At 65.0% G+C, this 16,432-nt stretch carries 19 protein-coding genes; 11 read left to right on the plus strand and 8 right to left on the minus strand.

What is annotated here, in order from left to right; genetic code table 11:
* Window positions 1-42: 42 nt before the first annotated feature.
* Both pgeF and rluD read right to left on the minus strand, forming a co-directional pair.
* A complete protein-coding gene (gene pgeF, locus CAG46_RS24670; protein WP_085618697.1) occupies window positions 43-783 on the minus strand; it encodes a peptidoglycan editing factor PgeF in 741 nt (246 codons plus the stop codon).
* Window positions 780-1,742, minus strand: a complete 963-nt coding sequence (gene rluD / locus CAG46_RS24675; protein WP_025337605.1) for a 23S rRNA pseudouridine(1911/1915/1917) synthase RluD — start codon at window positions 1,740-1,742, stop codon at window positions 780-782. Before rluD ends, pgeF begins: the two co-directional genes overlap by 4 nt.
* Before the next feature lie 147 nt (window positions 1,743-1,889).
* On the opposite strand from rluD, the gene CAG46_RS24680 reads away from it, so the two are divergent.
* The 10 genes from CAG46_RS24680 to CAG46_RS24725 all read left to right on the plus strand — a co-directional run bounded on the left by CAG46_RS24680 (window position 1,890) and on the right by CAG46_RS24725 (window position 11,775).
* Window positions 1,890-2,909: an outer membrane protein assembly factor BamD gene (locus tag CAG46_RS24680; RefSeq protein WP_025337604.1), complete on the plus strand. Its 1,020-nt coding sequence runs from the start codon at window positions 1,890-1,892 to the stop codon at window positions 2,907-2,909.
* A 94-nt stretch (window positions 2,910-3,003) separates the two neighbouring features.
* On the plus strand, window positions 3,004-3,234 hold the full coding sequence (locus CAG46_RS24685) for a PP0621 family protein (protein ID WP_046617024.1): 231 nt from the start codon (window positions 3,004-3,006) through the stop codon (window positions 3,232-3,234).
* Window positions 3,235-3,459: 225 nt separating this feature from the next.
* Window positions 3,460-4,224: a FadR/GntR family transcriptional regulator gene (locus CAG46_RS24690; protein ID WP_047934916.1), complete on the plus strand. Its 765-nt coding sequence runs from the start codon at window positions 3,460-3,462 to the stop codon at window positions 4,222-4,224.
* 90 nt (window positions 4,225-4,314) lie between these two features.
* Window positions 4,315-5,517, plus strand: a complete 1,203-nt coding sequence (locus CAG46_RS24695; protein WP_075043660.1) for an ABC transporter substrate-binding protein — start codon at window positions 4,315-4,317, stop codon at window positions 5,515-5,517.
* Window positions 5,518-5,582: 65 nt separating this feature from the next.
* Window positions 5,583-6,443, plus strand: coding sequence for a branched-chain amino acid ABC transporter permease (locus tag CAG46_RS24700; protein WP_085618700.1), 861 nt, complete (start codon window positions 5,583-5,585; stop codon window positions 6,441-6,443).
* A 1-nt stretch (window position 6,444) separates the two neighbouring features.
* Window positions 6,445-7,464, plus strand: coding sequence for a branched-chain amino acid ABC transporter permease (locus CAG46_RS24705; protein ID WP_039614951.1), 1,020 nt, complete (start codon window positions 6,445-6,447; stop codon window positions 7,462-7,464).
* The gene (locus CAG46_RS24710; protein WP_039614950.1) at window positions 7,464-8,216 is read left to right on the plus strand and encodes an ABC transporter ATP-binding protein; all 753 of its coding nucleotides are present in this window, start codon (window positions 7,464-7,466) and stop codon (window positions 8,214-8,216) included. The genes CAG46_RS24705 and CAG46_RS24710 overlap by 1 nt, the downstream gene beginning before the upstream one ends.
* A complete protein-coding gene (locus CAG46_RS24715; protein WP_047934069.1) occupies window positions 8,216-8,911 on the plus strand; it encodes an ABC transporter ATP-binding protein in 696 nt (231 codons plus the stop codon). Before CAG46_RS24710 ends, CAG46_RS24715 begins: the two co-directional genes overlap by 1 nt.
* Window positions 8,912-9,086: 175 nt before the next feature.
* Entirely contained in the window at window positions 9,087-10,364 is a 1,278-nt protein-coding gene (locus CAG46_RS24720) for a Zn-dependent hydrolase (RefSeq protein WP_085618702.1), read from the plus strand.
* A 1-nt stretch (window position 10,365) separates the two neighbouring features.
* Window positions 10,366-11,775: an amidase gene (locus CAG46_RS24725; RefSeq protein WP_085618704.1), complete on the plus strand. Its 1,410-nt coding sequence runs from the start codon at window positions 10,366-10,368 to the stop codon at window positions 11,773-11,775.
* Between the two features lie 114 nt (window positions 11,776-11,889).
* On the opposite strand, the gene thiO is transcribed toward CAG46_RS24725, so the two are convergent.
* From thiO to CAG46_RS24750, 5 genes are read right to left on the minus strand one after another with little or no spacing between them, the layout of a single operon-like run.
* Entirely contained in the window at window positions 11,890-12,987 is a 1,098-nt protein-coding gene (gene thiO / locus CAG46_RS24730; RefSeq protein ID WP_085618706.1) for a glycine oxidase ThiO, read from the minus strand.
* A gap of 54 nt (window positions 12,988-13,041) precedes the next feature.
* Entirely contained in the window at window positions 13,042-13,431 is a 390-nt protein-coding gene (locus CAG46_RS24735; RefSeq protein WP_085618708.1) for a type IV pilin protein, read from the minus strand.
* A 1-nt stretch (window position 13,432) separates the two neighbouring features.
* The gene (locus CAG46_RS24740; protein ID WP_085618710.1) at window positions 13,433-13,897 is read right to left on the minus strand and encodes a hypothetical protein; all 465 of its coding nucleotides are present in this window, start codon (window positions 13,895-13,897) and stop codon (window positions 13,433-13,435) included.
* On the minus strand, window positions 13,894-14,538 hold the full coding sequence (locus CAG46_RS24745; protein ID WP_085618712.1) for a PilW family protein: 645 nt from the start codon (window positions 14,536-14,538) through the stop codon (window positions 13,894-13,896). The genes CAG46_RS24740 and CAG46_RS24745 overlap by 4 nt, the downstream gene beginning before the upstream one ends.
* On the minus strand, window positions 14,535-14,717 hold the full coding sequence (locus CAG46_RS24750; protein ID WP_085618714.1) for a prepilin-type N-terminal cleavage/methylation domain-containing protein: 183 nt from the start codon (window positions 14,715-14,717) through the stop codon (window positions 14,535-14,537). Before CAG46_RS24750 ends, CAG46_RS24745 begins: the two co-directional genes overlap by 4 nt.
* Window positions 14,718-14,826: 109 nt before the next feature.
* On the opposite strand from CAG46_RS24750, the gene CAG46_RS24755 reads away from it, so the two are divergent.
* Window positions 14,827-15,324, plus strand: coding sequence for a GspH/FimT family pseudopilin (locus CAG46_RS24755; protein WP_085618716.1), 498 nt, complete (start codon window positions 14,827-14,829; stop codon window positions 15,322-15,324).
* 156 nt (window positions 15,325-15,480) lie between these two features.
* Here the strand turns inward: CAG46_RS24755 and ispH are convergent, their stop codons facing one another.
* The gene (gene ispH / locus CAG46_RS24765) at window positions 15,481-16,428 is read right to left on the minus strand and encodes a 4-hydroxy-3-methylbut-2-enyl diphosphate reductase (RefSeq protein WP_025337597.1); all 948 of its coding nucleotides are present in this window, start codon (window positions 16,426-16,428) and stop codon (window positions 15,481-15,483) included.
* Window positions 16,429-16,432 lie beyond the last annotated feature (4 nt).

The following is a 16,432-nucleotide window of genomic DNA, read 5'->3' on the forward strand; positions in this document are numbered from 1 at the left end:
TACCTGTGGGAGCGGGCGTGCCCGCGAAGAGGCCGGCGCAGGCTAGCGAGGTTCCAGCCACACCAGGGAAGCAAACCGCCCACCTTGCGGGGTACGGCGATAGGAGAAGAACCGCTCATCGCTGACCGTGCACAAGCCACCGCCATGAACGGCAGTCACCCCACGCGCCGCCAAACGAATACGCGCCAGCTCATAGATGTCGGCCATCAACTTGCCCGGCCGGGCACCATCGACAAAGGCCCTGGCCGCTTCCGGGTGCACCGCCGTAAAGGCATCACGCACCTCCAGCCCCACTTCGAACGCCTGCGGGCCAATCGCCGGCCCCAACCACACCAGCACCTCTTCGGGCGGCAGTGCCAGGCGATCCAAGGTGGCCTCCAGCACACCACCGGCAAGCCCGCGCCAGCCAGCATGCGCCGCGGCCACGCGGGTACCGGCCCGGTCGCAGAACAGCGCAGGCAGGCAATCGGCAGTCATCACGGTGCAGGCAATGCCAGGCTGTTCGGTCCAGCTGGCGTCGGCCTCGGCCACCACGGCCGGGTCGGCATCCGCCACCACCAGCCCATGCACCTGCTTGAGCCAGGCCGGCTGGATGGCGAATTCGTCGCTCAGGCGACGACGGTTCTCGGCCACCGCGGCAGGGTCGTCCCCTACATGGTCGCCAAGGTTGAAGGTTTCATAGGGCGGCAGGCTGATGCCGCCCAGGCGGGTGGTGACACAGGCGCGCACCGAGGCCGGGGCCGGCCAGTCGGGGAACAGCAGCGACTGCGTCAGGCCACTCATCCGACAAAGCTCTCGCGGTCCTGGTTCAGCAGCGACAGCAACCAGACGAAGTCATCCGGCAGCGGCGATTCCCATTTCATGACTTCACCGGTAATCGGGTGGGCCAATGCCAGAAAGCGCGCATGCAGTGCCTGGCGCGGGAAGGTTTTCACCGCCTCGACCATGGTCGGGCTGGCTGCTGGCGGAATGCGGAAGCGCCCGCCGTAGGTCTGGTCGCCGACCAACGGGAAGCCAACGTGAGCCATGTGCACGCGAATCTGGTGGGTACGGCCGGTTTCCAGCTTGACCCGCACGTGGGTGTGCGAGCGGAAGCGCTTGAGCACACGGTAATGGCTGACCGCCGGCTTGCCGCCATCGGTGACCGCCATGCGCTGGCGCATGCCGCCGTGGCGGCCGATCGGGGCATCGATCTTGCCGCCGGCAGTGACGACGCCAATCACGATGCACTCGTAGATACGGCTGACCTTGCGCGCCTGCATCTGCTCGACCAGCCGGGTCTGCGCCTGCAAGGTCTTGGCCACCACCATCAGGCCGGTGGTGTCCTTGTCCAGGCGGTGGACGATACCGGCGCGCGGTACGTTGACGATGTCAGGCACGTGGTGCAGCAGTGCATTGAGCAAAGTCCCGCTGGCATGCCCGGCGGCCGGGTGCACAACCAGCCCGGCAGGCTTGTTGATCACCATGATATGGTCGTCTTCGTAGACGATATCCAGCTCGATATCTTCGGCGACCCACTCGCCCTGGGCCTCTTGCTCGGCCTCCAGGACAAGTTGCGAGCCGCCATAGACGAGGTCTCGAGGGCGCACCACGGCACCATCGACCGTCAGGCGGCCTTCTTTGATCCACGAAGTCAGCCGGGAACGCGAGTACTCGGCGAACAATTGGGCGGCGACCTGGTCGAGGCGTTGACCGCCCAGTTCGGACGGGACCTCTGCGCTAAGTTGAATGATCTCGGACATGCTCGATTCGGCGGGCGCACAGCCTTTGGTTTCGGCTGCGAGCTTGTGGTTAAATACGACTTCTTTTGTCCCGGGGTTGGCCGGGGCGCTCATCATAACAGGACGGCACCGCCCAAGACAGCGGCCGTCAAAGGGACGCAAGCCGCCATGCAAGTGAAACACCTGCTGCTGATCGCCATCCTCGGGCTCACCGCGGCCTGTTCCTCCAATAAAGAAGTGATTGACGAGAACCTCAGCGAGGCCGAGCTGTATCAGCAGGCGCAAGCTGACCTGGACAACTCCAGCTACACCAGCGCCGTGAACAAGCTCAAGGCCCTGGAGTCGCGCTACCCGTTCGGCCGCTATGCCGACCAGGCGCAGCTCGAGCTGATCTACGCCAACTACAAGAACTCCGAGCCTGAGGCTGCCAAGTCGGCTGCCGAGCGCTTCATCCGCCTGCACCCGCAGCACCCGAACGTCGACTATGCCTACTACCTCAAGGGCCTGACCTCGTTCGACCAGGACCGTGGCCTGGTGGCGCGCTTCCTGCCGCTGGACATGACCAAGCGTGACCCGGGTGCTGCCCGCGACTCGTACAACGAGTTCGCCCAGCTGACCAGCCGCTTCCCCAACAGCCGCTACGCGCCCGACGCCAAGCAGCGCATGATCTACCTGCGCAACCTGCTGGCCTCGTACGAAATCCACGTGGCCGACTACTACCTGAGCCGCCAGGCCTATGTAGCCGCCGCCAACCGTGGCCGCTACGTGGTGGAGAACTTCCAGGAAACCCCATCGGTCGGCGACGGCCTGGCGGTGATGGTCGAGGCGTACCAGAAGATGCACCTGGACGAACTGGCCGCCACCAGCCTGGAAACCCTCAAGCTCAACTACCCGGACCACCCGAGCCTGGCAGATGGCGAGTTCCAGCCAAAGCAGACCGAGTCTGACGGCCGCGGCTGGTTGTCCAAGGCGACCCTGGGCCTGATCGAAACCGAAACCCCGCTGCCGCCGGGTGAAACCCGCGCCAACCAGGACGTGGTCAAGCAGTTCCAGGACGCACGTGACGAGATGCCACGCGAGTTGCTGCCAACTGACGAGAACGGTGACCCGATCGTGCCGGAAGGGCCGAAGGAAGCCGAGAAAGACCGCTCCTGGTTCAGCTACATGACCTTTGGTCTGTTCGACTGATACGCAGCGGTACATGAAAGGGAGGCCTTGGGCCTCCCTTTTTTATTGGCCGCGTCCTAGACTGTCGGCTTCTTCAACCGACAAGCTGGACACCATGGTTCGCCTACTTTTCTGGATCGCCCTGATCGCCGCAGCGTTCTGGCTGTGGCGCAAGTTCAAAGCCAGCCAACAGTCGCACCCCGAGGCGAAGCTGGATGCGCCGCTGAAGATGGTGCGCTGCGCCCATTGCGGCGTGCACCTGCCCAATGACCGTGCGCTGCAGCAAGGCAACGAGTGGTATTGCAGCCAGGCGCACCTGCAACAGGGCCCAGGCCGCCAGAACTGAACACAGTACCCTGTGGGAGCGGGTTCACCCGCGAATGCGTCGGTAGCTTCACTGCAGCATTCGCGGGTAAACCCGCTCCCACAGGTTGTGCGGTGAATCCAACATCACTTATCCCTCCCCGACCCTTTCGCACCATTTGCGACCCCTCCCCCGCCACCAGCATTGACCCACCCCGACAAAACTCGCTAAATCCTATTTATCCGCATAAATATGAAAAATAGCGAAATGCTCAAACCCAAACGCAAGCGCCAGAAGCTGTCCGATGTGATCGTCGAATCGGTCAAGCGCTCGATCGTCACCGAAGCGCTGCACCCCGGCGACCGCCTGCCCACCGAGCGTGAGTTGATGGAGCATTTCGAGTGCTCCAAGGGAACCGCCCGCGAAGCGCTCAAGGCCCTGGAGGTCGAGGGCCTGGTCAGCACCCGCACAGGCCCGAGCGGCGGCGCCTACCTCAATGAAGTGGGCACCGAACCTGCCAGCCGCGCGCTGCGCAACTACCTGCACTTCCAGCACCTGGACGGCGAACAGGTGTACCAGCTGCGCAAGGTCATCGAGGTGGAGCTGGCGGTATCGGTAATGGGCAAGCTGAGCGAAGCCGACTACGCCGCGCTGCAGGCCAACATCGACTTCTGCAGCGCACCGGAAGACAGCGAGGAAGGCCAGCGCGAACAGCGCCTGGCGGAGCTGGAATTCCACACCCTGCTGGCCGACCGCTGCCCCAACCCGTTGCTGCGTTTCATGGCGGTGTTCCTCAACGACCTGCTGCGCGACCTGGTGGTGCTGAAAAAGGCCTACCTGCCCAAGCGCCAGCAGTTCGCCGCTGCCAACATCGCCTACCACAAGCAATTGCTGACCGCCCTGCGCGCCAGCGACGAGCCTGCCGTACGCCGGCTGATGCACGAACACATGTGCGACGCCGAACACCACATGACCGCGCTGGAAGGCGAGGTTGCGCGCAACTTCCTGCTGGAGTTCGAACACCACCACTGATCCGCCTGGAAAGAGGCCTGCACACAGGCCCGGCCGTACCCGCTTTGTCATTGCCACTCCTGCCTAATAACCACAACCAAGGAGTTACTCATGCAAAGACGTACCCTGCTCAAGGCAGGCCTTGCCCTGGGTGCCTTAGGTAGCCTCCCCCTGGGGGCGCACCGGGCATTCGCCGACCAACCATTGACCTTCTATGGGCTCAAGTCCATGTCTGGCGCCTTCGCCAGCTACGGCAAGTACGCCGACATGGGCTCACGCCTGGCCATCGCCGAATACCCGCAACTGCTCGGCCACCCGCTCAAGTACAAGGTCATCGACACCGAAGGCAACGCCGGCAAGGCGGTGCGCAAGGTGCAGGAAGCCATCGGCCAGGATGGCGCCCGCTTCTTCCAGGGCTGCACCCTGTCGTCCTCGGCACTGGCGGTGTCGAAGGAAATCCACAAGGCCGGCGGCGTGTTCATGACCCCGGTCGGCGCTGACGAAATCACCGGCAAGGACTGCAATGCTTCGACCTTCCGCTGGTCGGTGCCCACCTACGGCGCCATCCGCGAAACGCTGGTGCCGATGATCCGCCAACTGCCACAGGCCAAGCGCTGGTACACCATCACCCCGCAATACGTGTTCGGCGATGCCCTGCTGGACAACGCCCGCAAGGTGTTCGCCGAGCTGGGTGTGGAACACATTGGCAACAGCTACCACTCGCTGCAGGAGCAGGAGTTTTCCGGCTACCTGACCAACGCCATCGCCGCCAAGCCCGACGTGCTGGTGCTGCTCAACTTCGGCAGCCAGGCGTCCAACGCCCTGCGCCAGGCAGTGAACTTCGGCATCAAGGAGCGCATGAAAGTGCTGATTGTGTGGTCCGCCGGCCTCGATCAGTTCCAGGAGCTGGGCAGCGACGTGCTCGAAGGCGTGTACCTGGGCGCGCAGTACTGGCACCAGGTCGATACCCCACTGAACAAGCAGCTGGTCGCTGCCACCCGCAAGGCCTATGGCATCAACCCCAACTACCCGCTGGCGGCCGACTACATCGGCACCAAGGTCATGCTCGAAGCCATCATCAAGGCCGGCAGCCTGGATGGCGCCGCCGTGTCCGCGGCATTGCAGGGCATGCGCTTCCAGGGCCCGACCGGCGAAGAACTGATCCGCCCGGGCGACCACCAGGTGCTCAAGGATTACTACCTGCTGCGCGGCAAGCCCCAGGGGCAGATGCGCGACGAGGACGACCTGGCCGAAGTCATCAGCTCGGGCCGCTCGTTCGTCGAAGTCGACCACACCGGTTGCGCCCTGGCCTGAAGCCGCGGCGTCAGTCACAAACACTCGTACAGGCAGCCGCATCGCGCGCTGTCGAGGGCACGCTCATGCTCGATTTGTACCTGTTCCAACTGCTCAACGGCCTGGGCCTGGGGATGATCTACTTCCTCATCGCCGTGGGCCTGACGATCATTTTCGGCCTGCTCAACTTCGTCAACTTCGCCCACGGCGCGTTCTTCTTGCTGGGCGCCTACCTGTGCTACACCGCCGTGGCCATTACCGGCAACTTCTGGCTGGCCCTGCTGATCGCACCGCTGGTGGTGGCGGCGCTGGCCTGGGCGGTCGAGCGCCTGTTGATCAAGCGCATCTACCACCTGCCGCACACCTTCCAGATCCTCGTCACCCTCGGTATTGCGCTGATCATCCAGGAAGCCTCGGTACTGATCTGGGGCCCGGTGGGCAAGAACATCGCCGTGCCGCCGGAGCTGCGCGGGGTGCTGATCGTCGGTGACTTCATCTACCCCTACTACCGGCTGTTCCTGATCGGTTTCGCCGCGCTGATCGGCCTTGGCCTGTGGCTGCTGCTGGACCGCACCCGCTTCGGCGCCCTGGTGCGGGCCGGCAGCGAAAGCACCGAAACCGTGTCGCTGCTGGGCACCAACATCTTCCGCCTGTTCTCCCTGACCTTCGCCCTGGGCGTGGGCCTGGCCGGCGTGGCGGGCGTGCTGTTCGCACCGCTGCGTGGCGCCCAGCCCTTCGTCGGCCCGGAAATCCTCGGCATCGCCTTCGTGGTGGTGGTGATCGGCGGCATGGGCTCGTTCGGCGGCGCCCTGGTCGGCGGCCTGCTGGTGGGTGTGGTGCAAAGCATGATGACCAGCCTCTGGCCGCAAGGCGCCAGCCTGATGATCTACGGCGCCATGGCCGCAGTGATCCTGGTCCGTCCCTATGGCCTGTTCGGGAGAGCCTGAGATGAGCGAGAAAAACCCATTGCCAGTCGCCAAGGGCCGCGCCCCGGCCCTGCTGTTGCTGGTGGTCGCCAGCCTGGTGGCGCTGCCGCTGCTGCTGCCATCGGCCACCCTGGCCACCGAGATCCTGATCTTTGCCCTGGCGGCGCTGGCCTGCAACCTGCTGCTCGGCTACACCGGCCTGCTGTCGTTCGGCCAGGGCATCTTCTTTGGCGTAGGCGCCTATGGCGCGGCGCTGCTGATGATCCACCTGCAGTGGGGCATGTTCGCCGCGCTGCTTGGCGCAGCCGTGTTCGGTGCCTTCCTGGCGCTGCTGGTAGGCGCCCTGGCGATCCGCCGCACGGGTATCTACTTCGTCATGCTGACCCTGGCCTTCAGCCAGATGGCCTACTTCCTGGCCTACACCCTCAGCGGCTGGACCGGCGGTGACAACGGCCTGCTCGATGTGCCCCGGCCCAACATCGAAATCGCCGGCCATGTGCTGGTCGACCTGGCCGACCCACGGCACTTCTATGTGTTCGTCGCGGTGCTGTTCCTGCTGATCTTTGCCGGCGCCCTGCGGGTGATCCGTTCGCCATTCGGCAGCACCCTGCTGGCCATCCGCGAAAACGAGACCCGCGCCGCAGCCATCGGCTACGACACCCGCCACTTCAAGATCCTGGTGTTCATGCTGTCGGGCGCCATCACCGGTATCGCCGGGGCGCTGTACGCCATGCTGCTGCACTTTGCGCCGCTGTCGAACATCGACCTGATGATGAGCGAGAACATCCTGATCATGACCATCGTCGGTGGCACCGGCTCGCTGTTCGGCTCGCTGCTGGGGGCCGGCGCCATCGTGCTGCTGGGCGATGTGCTGTCGGAGCTGTGGCCGCGCTGGCTGATGCTGCTGGGGGTGATCCTGATCCTGGTGGTGGTGTTCATGCGTGGCGGCCTGTGGGGCGGCCTGGCCGAACTGGGCAAGCGCCTGCTGGCTAACCGCAATGCCAATGACAAACCCCAGGCCAAGACCAAGGAGACCCTGTGATGAGCGACTACCTCCTGGAAACCCGCCAGCTGGAGCTGGCCTACGGGCCGTTCAAGGCGGTTGCGGGTGTCGACCTCAAGGTTCGCGCCGGCTCCATCCACACCATCATCGGCCCCAACGGCGCCGGCAAGACCAGCCTGTTCCACTGCCTGACCGGCGAGCGCCAGGCCACCGCGGGCAAGATCCTGTTCAACGGCCAGGACATCATCCGCAAGCCGTCCCACGGGCGCGTGGCGCTGGGCATGGCCCGTTCGTTCCAGCTCACCAGCCTGTTCCAGAACCTGTCGGTGCGCGAGAACCTGCGCCTTGCCGCCCAGGGCCGCGATGGCCTGGGTGCGTTGAACTTCTGGCGCAGCGTCGAGCACAAGCGCAGCCACTGGGACACCGCCGACCAGGTGCTGGAGCGCCTGAAGCTTGCCGCCCGCGCCGAGACCCTGGCCGGCGAGCTGTCGCACGGCCAGCAACGGGTGCTGGAGGTGGGCATGTCGATCTGCGCCAAACCCACCCTGCTGATGCTCGACGAACCCACTTCGGGCATGGGCATCGACGACATCCCGGTGATGACCGACTTGATCAGCGACCTCGGCCGCGACCACACCGTGCTGCTGATCGAGCACAACATGAGCATCGTCATGTCGATCAGCCAGCGCATCACGGTGATGAGCCACGGCCAGATCCTGGTCGAGGGTACCCCTGAACAGGTGCGCAACGACGAGCGTGTCCGCACCGCCTACCTTGGAGAGGCCGCCTGATGCTCAATGTCGATTCGATCCACTCCTACTACGACAAGAGCCATGTGCTCGAAGGCGTCTCGCTCAAGGTCGAGGCTGGCGAACTGGTGACCCTGCTGGGGCGCAACGGCGCCGGCAAGACCACCACCCTGCGCAGCATCCTCGGCATCGTCCGCCCACGGCAGGGGCAGATCAGCTTCAACGGCCAGCAGCTGGTCGGCCGCGAAATCTTCGATATCGCCCGGCTCGGCATTGCCCTGGTGCCGGAGCACCGCGGCATCTTTCGCCAGCTCAGCGTGGAGGAGAACCTGAGGATTGCCGTTCGCAAGGACAGCCGCTGGCAGCTGGAAGACGTGTACAGCATGTTCCCGCGGCTGAAGGAACGGCGCCGCAACGGCGGTTTCGCCCTGTCCGGCGGCGAGCAGCAGATGCTGGCCATCGCCCGCGCCCTGCTCAACGGCCCCAAGCTGCTGATCCTCGACGAGCCCACCGAAGGCCTGGCCCCGGTGATCGTCGACGAACTGGTGAGGATTCTGCGGCGGATCAAGGACGAAGGCCTGTCGATCCTGCTGGTGGAACAGAACCTGATGGTCTGCGACGCCCTCGCTGACCGCCACTACGTGCTGGAACAGGGTCGCGTCGCCTACCAGGGCAGCGCGGCGCAGTTCCGCGAGGACCCGAGCATCAAGAACCGTTACCTGGCCCTTAGCGCCTGATACAGGCCTCGTTTACCTGTACTGGCCTCTTCGCGGGTAAACCCGCTCCCACAGTGAACGCGTCGTCCTGGTGGTAGGGGCCCGCAGACCTGAAGGCAGTGATGTCCCTGTGGGAGCGGGTTCACCCGCGAAGAGGCCAGTACAAGCAACCCAGTCATTTCAGGAGAGATGAACCATGAACACCCGCATCGATCCCTCGCAGCACCTGCTCGACCAAGGCCCGCTGGTCAACCGCGATCGCCTCTGGCAATCGCTGATGGACCTGGCCCGGCTCGGCGCCACCGCCAAGGGTGGCGTATGCCGCCTGGCCCTGACCGACCTCGACCGCCAGGCCCGCGACCTGTTCGTGCGCTGGTGCGAAGACGCTGGCTGCACGGTCAGCATCGACGCCATCGGCAACATCTTCGCCCGCCGCCCGGGGCGCAACCCGGCCCTGCCGCCAGTGATGACCGGCAGCCACATCGACACCCAACCCACCGGCGGCAAGTTCGACGGCTGCTACGGGGTCATGGCCGGCCTCGAGGTGCTGCGCGCCCTGAACGACCTGGACCTGACCACCGAAGCCCCGCTGGAAGTGGTGGTATGGACCAACGAGGAAGGCTCGCGCTTCCCGCCGTGCATGATGGGCTCGGGGGTGTTCGCCGGTAAGTTCGGCCTGCAGGAGACCCTGGCCAAGGTCGACGACCAGGGCCTGTCGGTAGGCGCGGAACTCCAGCGCATCGGTTACGCCGGCCCGCGCGTGCCCACCGGGCATGCCGTCGGTGCCTACTTCGAAGCACATATCGAACAAGGCCCGGTACTGGAAGACCAGCGCACCACCATTGGCGTGGTCCAGGGCTGCCTGGGGCAGAAATGGTTCGACCTGGTACTGACCGGCGTCGAGGCCCATGCAGGCCCCACCCCGATGCACCTGCGCAAGGATGCCCTGGTCGGTGCCGCCGAGGTGGTGGCTGCGGTCAACCGCGTGGCCCACGCCCACCAGCCGCATGCCTGCGGCACCGTCGGCTGCCTGAACCTGCACCCGGGCTCGCGCAATGTCATCCCCGGCCAGGTGCAGATGACCATTGACCTGCGCCACCTCGACCCCGAGCACCTCGCCGCCATGGTCAGCGAAGTACGCGCGGCCATTGAAACCAGCACGGCAAGACATGGGTTGAGTTTCGAGCTGACGCCAACCGCCGACTTCCCGCCGCTGTACTTCGCCGAGCAGTGCGTGGACGCCGTGCGCCAAGGCGCGCGGGAGCTGGGCCTGAGCCACATGGATATCGTCAGCGGCGCCGGCCACGACGCGATCTTCCTCGCCGAACTGGGCCCGGCCGGGATGATCTTCGTGCCTTGCGAGGGCGGCATCAGCCACAACGAAATCGAAAATGCCGCGCCACAGGACCTGGCCGATGGCTGCGACGTGCTGCTGCGCGCCATGTTCCAGGCCGCCAACCCGGGAGCCCGTTGAGATGACCCAGAAAACCGCGATTGGCGAGTTCACCGCCGTCGAACTGCTCGAGTTGTACCAGCGCCGCCAACTGTCACCGGTCGAGGTGATCGACGATGTGCTGGCGCGCATCGACCTGCACAACCCGGCGGTCAACGCCTATTGCCATGTCGACGGCGAAGGTGCCCGCGCCGCCGCCCGCGCCAGCGAACAGCGCTGGCAGCGAGGCGAGCCCTGCGGCCGGCTGGATGGCGTACCCGCCTCGATCAAGGACCTGACCCTGACCCGGGGCATGCCCACACGCAAGGGCTCGCGCACTACCTCGGGCGCAGGCCCGTGGGAAGTCGATGCGCCCTTCACGGCCTTCATGCGCGAAGCCGGCGCTGTGTTGGTGGGCAAGACCACCACGCCGGAGTTCGGTTGGAAGGGAGTGACCGACAACCCGCTGTACGGCATCACCCGCAACCCCTGGGATACCCGGCTGACCGCCGGCGGCTCGTCCGGTGGCGCCGCGGCGGCAGCCGCGCTGAACCTGGGCGTGCTGCACCAGGGCAGCGATGCCGGCGGCTCTATTCGCATCCCTTGCGCCTTTACCGGCACCTTCGGCATCAAGCCGACCTTCGGCTACGTACCGCAATGGCCGGCCAGTGCCATGACCGTGCTGTCGCACCTGGGACCGATGACGCGCACCGTCGACGATTCGGTACTGATGCTCGACTGCGTCGCCCGCCCCGATGCCCGTGACGGGTTGGCCGGCGCACCCAGGCAGGCGCCGTGGCTGGGCCAGGAGCAGGACCTGAGCGGCCTGCGCATCGGCTACAGTGCCAACTTCGGTTACGTGCAGGTCGACCCGCAGATCCAGGCACTGGTGGCCCAGGCCGTGCAGCGCCTGGCACGGCTGGGCGCACAGGTTGAGGAAGTCGACCCGGGGTTCGGCGACCCGCTGGAGACGTTCAATACCCTGTGGTTTGCCGGGGCGGCGCGGTTGGCCAGTGCGTTCAGCGATGAACAGCGAGCGCTGCTTGACCCAGGGCTGCGCTGGATCGCCGAACAGGGAGCGCGAATCAGTCTGGGCGAATATACCCAGGCCCTGGAGGCACGGGCAGAGTTGATCGCGAAGATGAATGCCTTCCACCAGCGCCATGACGTGCTGGTATCGCCGATGCTACCGCTGGTGGCATTCGAGGCCGGGCACAATGTGCCGCCGGGGTCGGGGATGACGCAGTGGATGGAATGGACGCCGTTCAGCTATCCCTTCAACCTGACCCAGCAGCCGGCGGCTTCGGTGCCGTGCGGGTTCACCCGCGAGGGGTTGCCGGTGGGGCTGCAGGTGGTGGCCGGGCGCTTTGCCGATGAGCAGGTGCTGCGGGTGTGCAAGGTCTATGAGCAGCATTACCCTAGCCGGCACTTGCAGGCACCGATTACCGGCTGAAATGTCTACTGGCCTCTCCGGCCCTTTCGCGGGTAAACCCGCTCCCACAGGGATCGCACGGTTTTCGAAACCTGTGATGTACCTGTGGGAGCGGGTTTACCCGCGAAGAGGCCCTCAGCTCAACCGCCCGGCTGGCGCATACGGCTCCGGGTCAATGATCGGCTCTGCCCCAGTCAACAGGTCGGTAAACAGCTGGCACGAAGCCGGCGCCAGCACCAGCCCGTTGCGGTAATGCCCGCAGTTCAACCACAACCCCGCATGCCCCGGCACCGGCCCGATATACGGAATACCTTCCGGCGACCCCGGCCGCAGCCCGGCCCAGTGCGCCACCACCGTGGCCCCCTCTAGCTCAGGCAGCAACTCCACCGCCGAGGCCTTCAGGCTCTCCAACGCCTCCTCGGTCGGGGTCTTGTCGTACCCGGCATGCTCCAGCGTGCTACCCACCAGAATATGCCCATCACGCCGAGGGATCGCATAGCGCCCCTTGGCCAACACCATGCTCGGCAGGAAGTCTTCGGCACATTTGAACAGAATCATCTGGCCCTTCACCGGCTCCACCGGCAACTCCAGGCCGAGCGTACGCAGCAGGTCGCCACTCCAGGCGCCGGCACTGAGCACCACCTCATCCGCCGCCAGCACGCCTTCTGCCGTCTGCACACCGGTCACGCGACCGCCTTGCTGGATAAAACCGGTAATCTGGCAGTGCTCACGCAAGGTCACGTTGGGCAACGCCAGCAACGCCGCCTTGAGCGACTTCACCAGGCGCGGGTTGCGCACGTTGGCCACGCCGGCCATGTAGATGGCACGCTTGAAGCCTGGGCCCAACACCGGCACCGCGTCATAGGCCGCCGAAATATCCACGGCACTCAGCGGCCGCTGCTCACGCTCGGCCCAGGCCAGCGCTTCGGCCTCGTCGTCCAGGTCAAGCCAGTACAGGCCGGTGGTGTGCACTTCGGGGTCGACGCCGGTGCTGGCGAACAAACGCTCGCCCAGCTGTGGATAAAAGTCTTGCGACCAGTGTGCCAAGGCGGTCACGGCCGGGCTGTAGCGCCACGGGTACAGCGGCGAGACGATGCCACCGCCGGCCCAGGACGACTCACGGCCGACCTCCCCCTGATCACACACCACCACCTGCCCGACCTTCGCCGCCAGGTTGAATGCCGTCAGCAGGCCGATCACCCCGCCACCGACCACCACTACTTGCTTGCTCATCTGTCGATCCAACACCTGAAGTAAATCCGCGATGCACCGGGCATCATTCAACCTTCAGCTTCCCCAGCAGTGCACGCTGTCTTCGACGGCACCCGGATTGCGCTGCACGCCGGCCTGGTCGAGCTGGAAATCGCCACAGCGGTCCTGCGCCATCAGCCCACTCGGCAGCCGCCGGGCGCGCAGCGTGAAGGTGTCGCTGTCGCGCTGGGCCTGCAGGCTGTAATAGCGGGTACCGTCGGGCAAGGCCGGGTCGCCCTCGGCGTATTGGCCAGTGCGTACGCGGTGGCGCTCCAGGCGCAGGGCGGCATCATGCAGCAGGCCAACCACTTCGCTGCGCGCGGCTCGCCGTAGCTGGTCGCTGTAACTGGGGTAGGCAATGGCTGCCAGAATGCCGGTCACGGCCAGCACAATCAACATCTCGATCAGGCTCAGGCCTTGCTGCATGTCAGTCTCCTCGCAATCTCTGCCGCCAGGCAATGCGCCGGGTTGTGTCGCCGGCCATGGCGTAGACCGCTTCCAGCACATGCCGTGACTGGGTTTGCAGGCTGACGGCGGTGACGCGGTACAGGGTGACCTGCTGCCCTTCCGGCATATGCGCCGCGTGTTCGCTGGTACCCAGATTCTGCAAATGGAAATAGCCGGTTGGCGTGCGCTGCCACTGCCCGCTCAGGTCATGCGGTCGAGCGGGTGGCGGGCACGCCTCGCAAGGGTCGGGGGGAGCCCGCTCGAGCTCGCCTGCCCCTGCCAGCAGCGTGGCCTCGGCCTGCTCCAGCGCCAGCAGGCCTTCGCTCAGATAGCCGGTCATCTGCGTTTGCGCCAGCGCATCTCGCAGGGCCGACGCCGCAAGCAGCCCCAGCAGCATGCTCAGGACCAAGGCCAACAACAGGACGATACCACGCTGACGACTCATGAGGCCGGCACCGGGTTGCGGATTGCGACGCTCAGTTCATGGTGCTGTTCAAGTTCGAGCGTGGGTTCGTAAAGCGTCAGGGCAATATCCACCCCCTCACCCTGTGCCATTTGCACACGCTGCAAACGCATTGACCGCACATTTTCAACCAGCGGCTGGAAATTGCTGTTGTTGCGTTTGAATCTCAGCGTATTGCCCTCGAGTTGGTAGACATATCTGCTGATGGGGTGAACCTGTGGGTAGCCCTCCTTCAACTCATCGTCCACAGACACTTTGCTAGTGCAGTCCGTGTGCAGGAACCACTGCGGCCCACCGGCTTGCCCAGGTAACTCCGCCACGACCAGGCTAAGGGTGGATGCTTCGACTTCCATCGGCCGGGCGAATGCGTGCTCTGCGCTCGAACTGCCAAAGTGCTTTGGCTGCAGTCGCAAGCAGCCGAACATCCCGGTCATGCGGATATCCTGGGCCATTCGCAGCAATGCCAGGCGAGCCTCATCCTGCATGCGTACTGCCGCGCTTTGCAGCCGCCAGGTATGGTGGGCCGAGGCGAATAGCTGGCTGGCCGCCGCCAACAGCAGCAACCCGATGGTCAGCGCCAGCATCAGCTCAAGCAAGCCGAAACCACGCTGGGCGCGGCTCATGGCCGCCCCCTTTCATGCTCGCTGTGCGCCGCCATTGCCGCCTTCCCATCGCGACGCGCATCCTCCGCAGCCTGCAATGCCTGCAGTTGCAGGCCTGCCGCTGCGAACATACCCACGGCCACCACACCCACCGCCAACAACACTTCCAGAAGCGTCATGCCCCGTTGTCTTGCGCGCATCCCTGCACCTCCTGCGACTTTTCCTGCAAATGCATTGAACCCGGGCGACTGGACCGCCGGTCCAACGACCGTGAAGCTACAGCCAAGCACTTCCAGGGAGGAATGCACGGTGAAGCAACGAGGTGTAACACTGATACAAATGTTGTCGGCCCTGGCGGTGGCCGTATTGCTGACACAGCTCGGCATGCCGGCCTACGCCAGATTGAGCGACGACCTACACAGGGCGGCAGCTGCGCGAGACCTGGCGCAGGCGCTGCGCAGTGCGCGCAGCCATGCCATGTTGCAAAACCAGCCGGTGCTGGTGCAGGCGTTGGACGGTAACTGGGGGAATGGTTGGCGGGTGATGCTGGAGCATAACCAGCAGGTGCTGCGTGAGCAGCGTCTTTCGCGGCCACTGAAGATCACGAGCAATCGCGGTGAGCAGCTGAAATTCAGTGCGCAAGGGGTTCCGCTTGGGGCAACCAGTAATTGGTTAAGTTCAACGATGGAGATTTGCGAGCGCTTGACCGCAACTAGCCAGTATCAAGTGGTGATGGCATCGACTGGCAGGGTCAGGGTAGAGATGGGAGAGCCAAAAAAATCCCGATGCAAAGACACCTCCAGTTAGCATACGTGGTCGTTGTGGGAGCGGCCTTGTGTCGCGAAAGGGCTGCAAAGCAGCCCCAGGATTTCAGCGTTGGCGCTGATATTGCCGGGGCCGCTTTGCGGCCCTTTCGCGACACAAGGCCGCTCCCACATAAAACAGCACCAGGTGGGTGCCGTTTCAGATCAGCGACCGAACCCGCAACTCCTTGGGCATGGAGAAGGTGATGTTCTCTTCCCGCCCATCCAGCTCTTCAGCACCGCTGGCGCCCCAGGCCTTGAGCTGCTCGATCACACCACGCACCAGTACTTCGGGGGCCGAAGCACCGGCGGTGATGCCGACCCGCGCCGTCTGCTCGAACCAGCCACGCTGCAGGTCCTCGGCACCGTCGATCAGGTAGGCCGGGGTGCCCATGCGCTCGGCCAGCTCGCGCAGGCGGTTGGAGTTGGAGCTGTTCGGGCTGCCGACCACCAGTACCACGTCGCACTCGTCCGCCAGTTGCTTGACCGCGTCCTGGCGGTTCTGGGTGGCGTAGCAGATGTCGTCCTTGCGCGGGCCGCCAATGTTCGGGAAGCGCGCACGCAGGGCGTCGATGACGCGGCTGGTGTCGTCCATCGACAGCGTGGTCTGGGTGACGAACGCCAGGTGGTCCGGGTCCTTCACCTGCAGGTTGGCAACATCCTCCTCGTCTTCGACGAGGTAGATGGCGCCACCGTTGCTGGCGTCGTACTGGCCCATGGTGCCTTCGACTTCCGGGTGCCCTTCGTGGCCGATGAGGATGCACTCACGTCCGTCGCGGCTGTACTTGGCCACTTCGATGTGCACCTTGGTCACCAGCGGGCAGGTGGCATCGAACACTTTCAGGCCACGGCCAGCGGCTTCCTGGCGCACGGCCTGGGATACACCGTGGGCACTGAAGATGACGATGACATCGTCCGGTACCTGGTCCAGCTCTTCGACGAAGATGGCGCCGCGGTTGCGCAGGTCTTCCACCACGAACTTGTTGTGCACCACTTCGTGACGCACATAGATCGGCGGGCCGAAGACTTCCAGCGCGCGGTTGACGATCTCGATCGCCCGGTCGACCCCCGCGCAGAAGCCGCGAGGGTTGGCGAGTTTGATTTGCATGCTC

This window comes from Pseudomonas sp. B23(2017) (genome assembly GCF_002113725.1).
GTDB lineage: Bacteria > Pseudomonadota > Gammaproteobacteria > Pseudomonadales > Pseudomonadaceae > Aquipseudomonas > Aquipseudomonas putida_Z.

Coding starts and splice junctions, on each gene's coding strand:
- pgeF (WP_085618697.1), bottom strand. CDS start 783: ATGAGTGGCCTGACGCAGTCGCTGCTGTTCCCCGACTGGCCGGCCCCG.
- rluD (WP_025337605.1), bottom strand. CDS start 1,742: ATGTCCGAGATCATTCAACTTAGCGCAGAGGTCCCGTCCGAACTGGGC.
- CAG46_RS24680 (WP_025337604.1), top strand. CDS start 1,890: ATGCAAGTGAAACACCTGCTGCTGATCGCCATCCTCGGGCTCACCGCG.
- CAG46_RS24685 (WP_046617024.1), top strand. CDS start 3,004: ATGGTTCGCCTACTTTTCTGGATCGCCCTGATCGCCGCAGCGTTCTGG.
- CAG46_RS24690 (WP_047934916.1), top strand. CDS start 3,460: ATGCTCAAACCCAAACGCAAGCGCCAGAAGCTGTCCGATGTGATCGTC.
- CAG46_RS24695 (WP_075043660.1), top strand. CDS start 4,315: ATGCAAAGACGTACCCTGCTCAAGGCAGGCCTTGCCCTGGGTGCCTTA.
- CAG46_RS24700 (WP_085618700.1), top strand. CDS start 5,583: ATGCTCGATTTGTACCTGTTCCAACTGCTCAACGGCCTGGGCCTGGGG.
- CAG46_RS24705 (WP_039614951.1), top strand. CDS start 6,445: ATGAGCGAGAAAAACCCATTGCCAGTCGCCAAGGGCCGCGCCCCGGCC.
- CAG46_RS24710 (WP_039614950.1), top strand. CDS start 7,464: ATGAGCGACTACCTCCTGGAAACCCGCCAGCTGGAGCTGGCCTACGGG.
- CAG46_RS24715 (WP_047934069.1), top strand. CDS start 8,216: ATGCTCAATGTCGATTCGATCCACTCCTACTACGACAAGAGCCATGTG.
- CAG46_RS24720 (WP_085618702.1), top strand. CDS start 9,087: ATGAACACCCGCATCGATCCCTCGCAGCACCTGCTCGACCAAGGCCCG.
- CAG46_RS24725 (WP_085618704.1), top strand. CDS start 10,366: ATGACCCAGAAAACCGCGATTGGCGAGTTCACCGCCGTCGAACTGCTC.
- thiO (WP_085618706.1), bottom strand. CDS start 12,987: ATGAGCAAGCAAGTAGTGGTGGTCGGTGGCGGGGTGATCGGCCTGCTG.
- CAG46_RS24735 (WP_085618708.1), bottom strand. CDS start 13,431: ATGCAGCAAGGCCTGAGCCTGATCGAGATGTTGATTGTGCTGGCCGTG.
- CAG46_RS24740 (WP_085618710.1), bottom strand. CDS start 13,897: ATGAGTCGTCAGCGTGGTATCGTCCTGTTGTTGGCCTTGGTCCTGAGC.
- CAG46_RS24745 (WP_085618712.1), bottom strand. CDS start 14,538: ATGAGCCGCGCCCAGCGTGGTTTCGGCTTGCTTGAGCTGATGCTGGCG.
- CAG46_RS24750 (WP_085618714.1), bottom strand. CDS start 14,717: ATGCGCGCAAGACAACGGGGCATGACGCTTCTGGAAGTGTTGTTGGCG.
- ispH (WP_025337597.1), bottom strand. CDS start 16,428: ATGCAAATCAAACTCGCCAACCCTCGCGGCTTCTGCGCGGGGGTCGAC.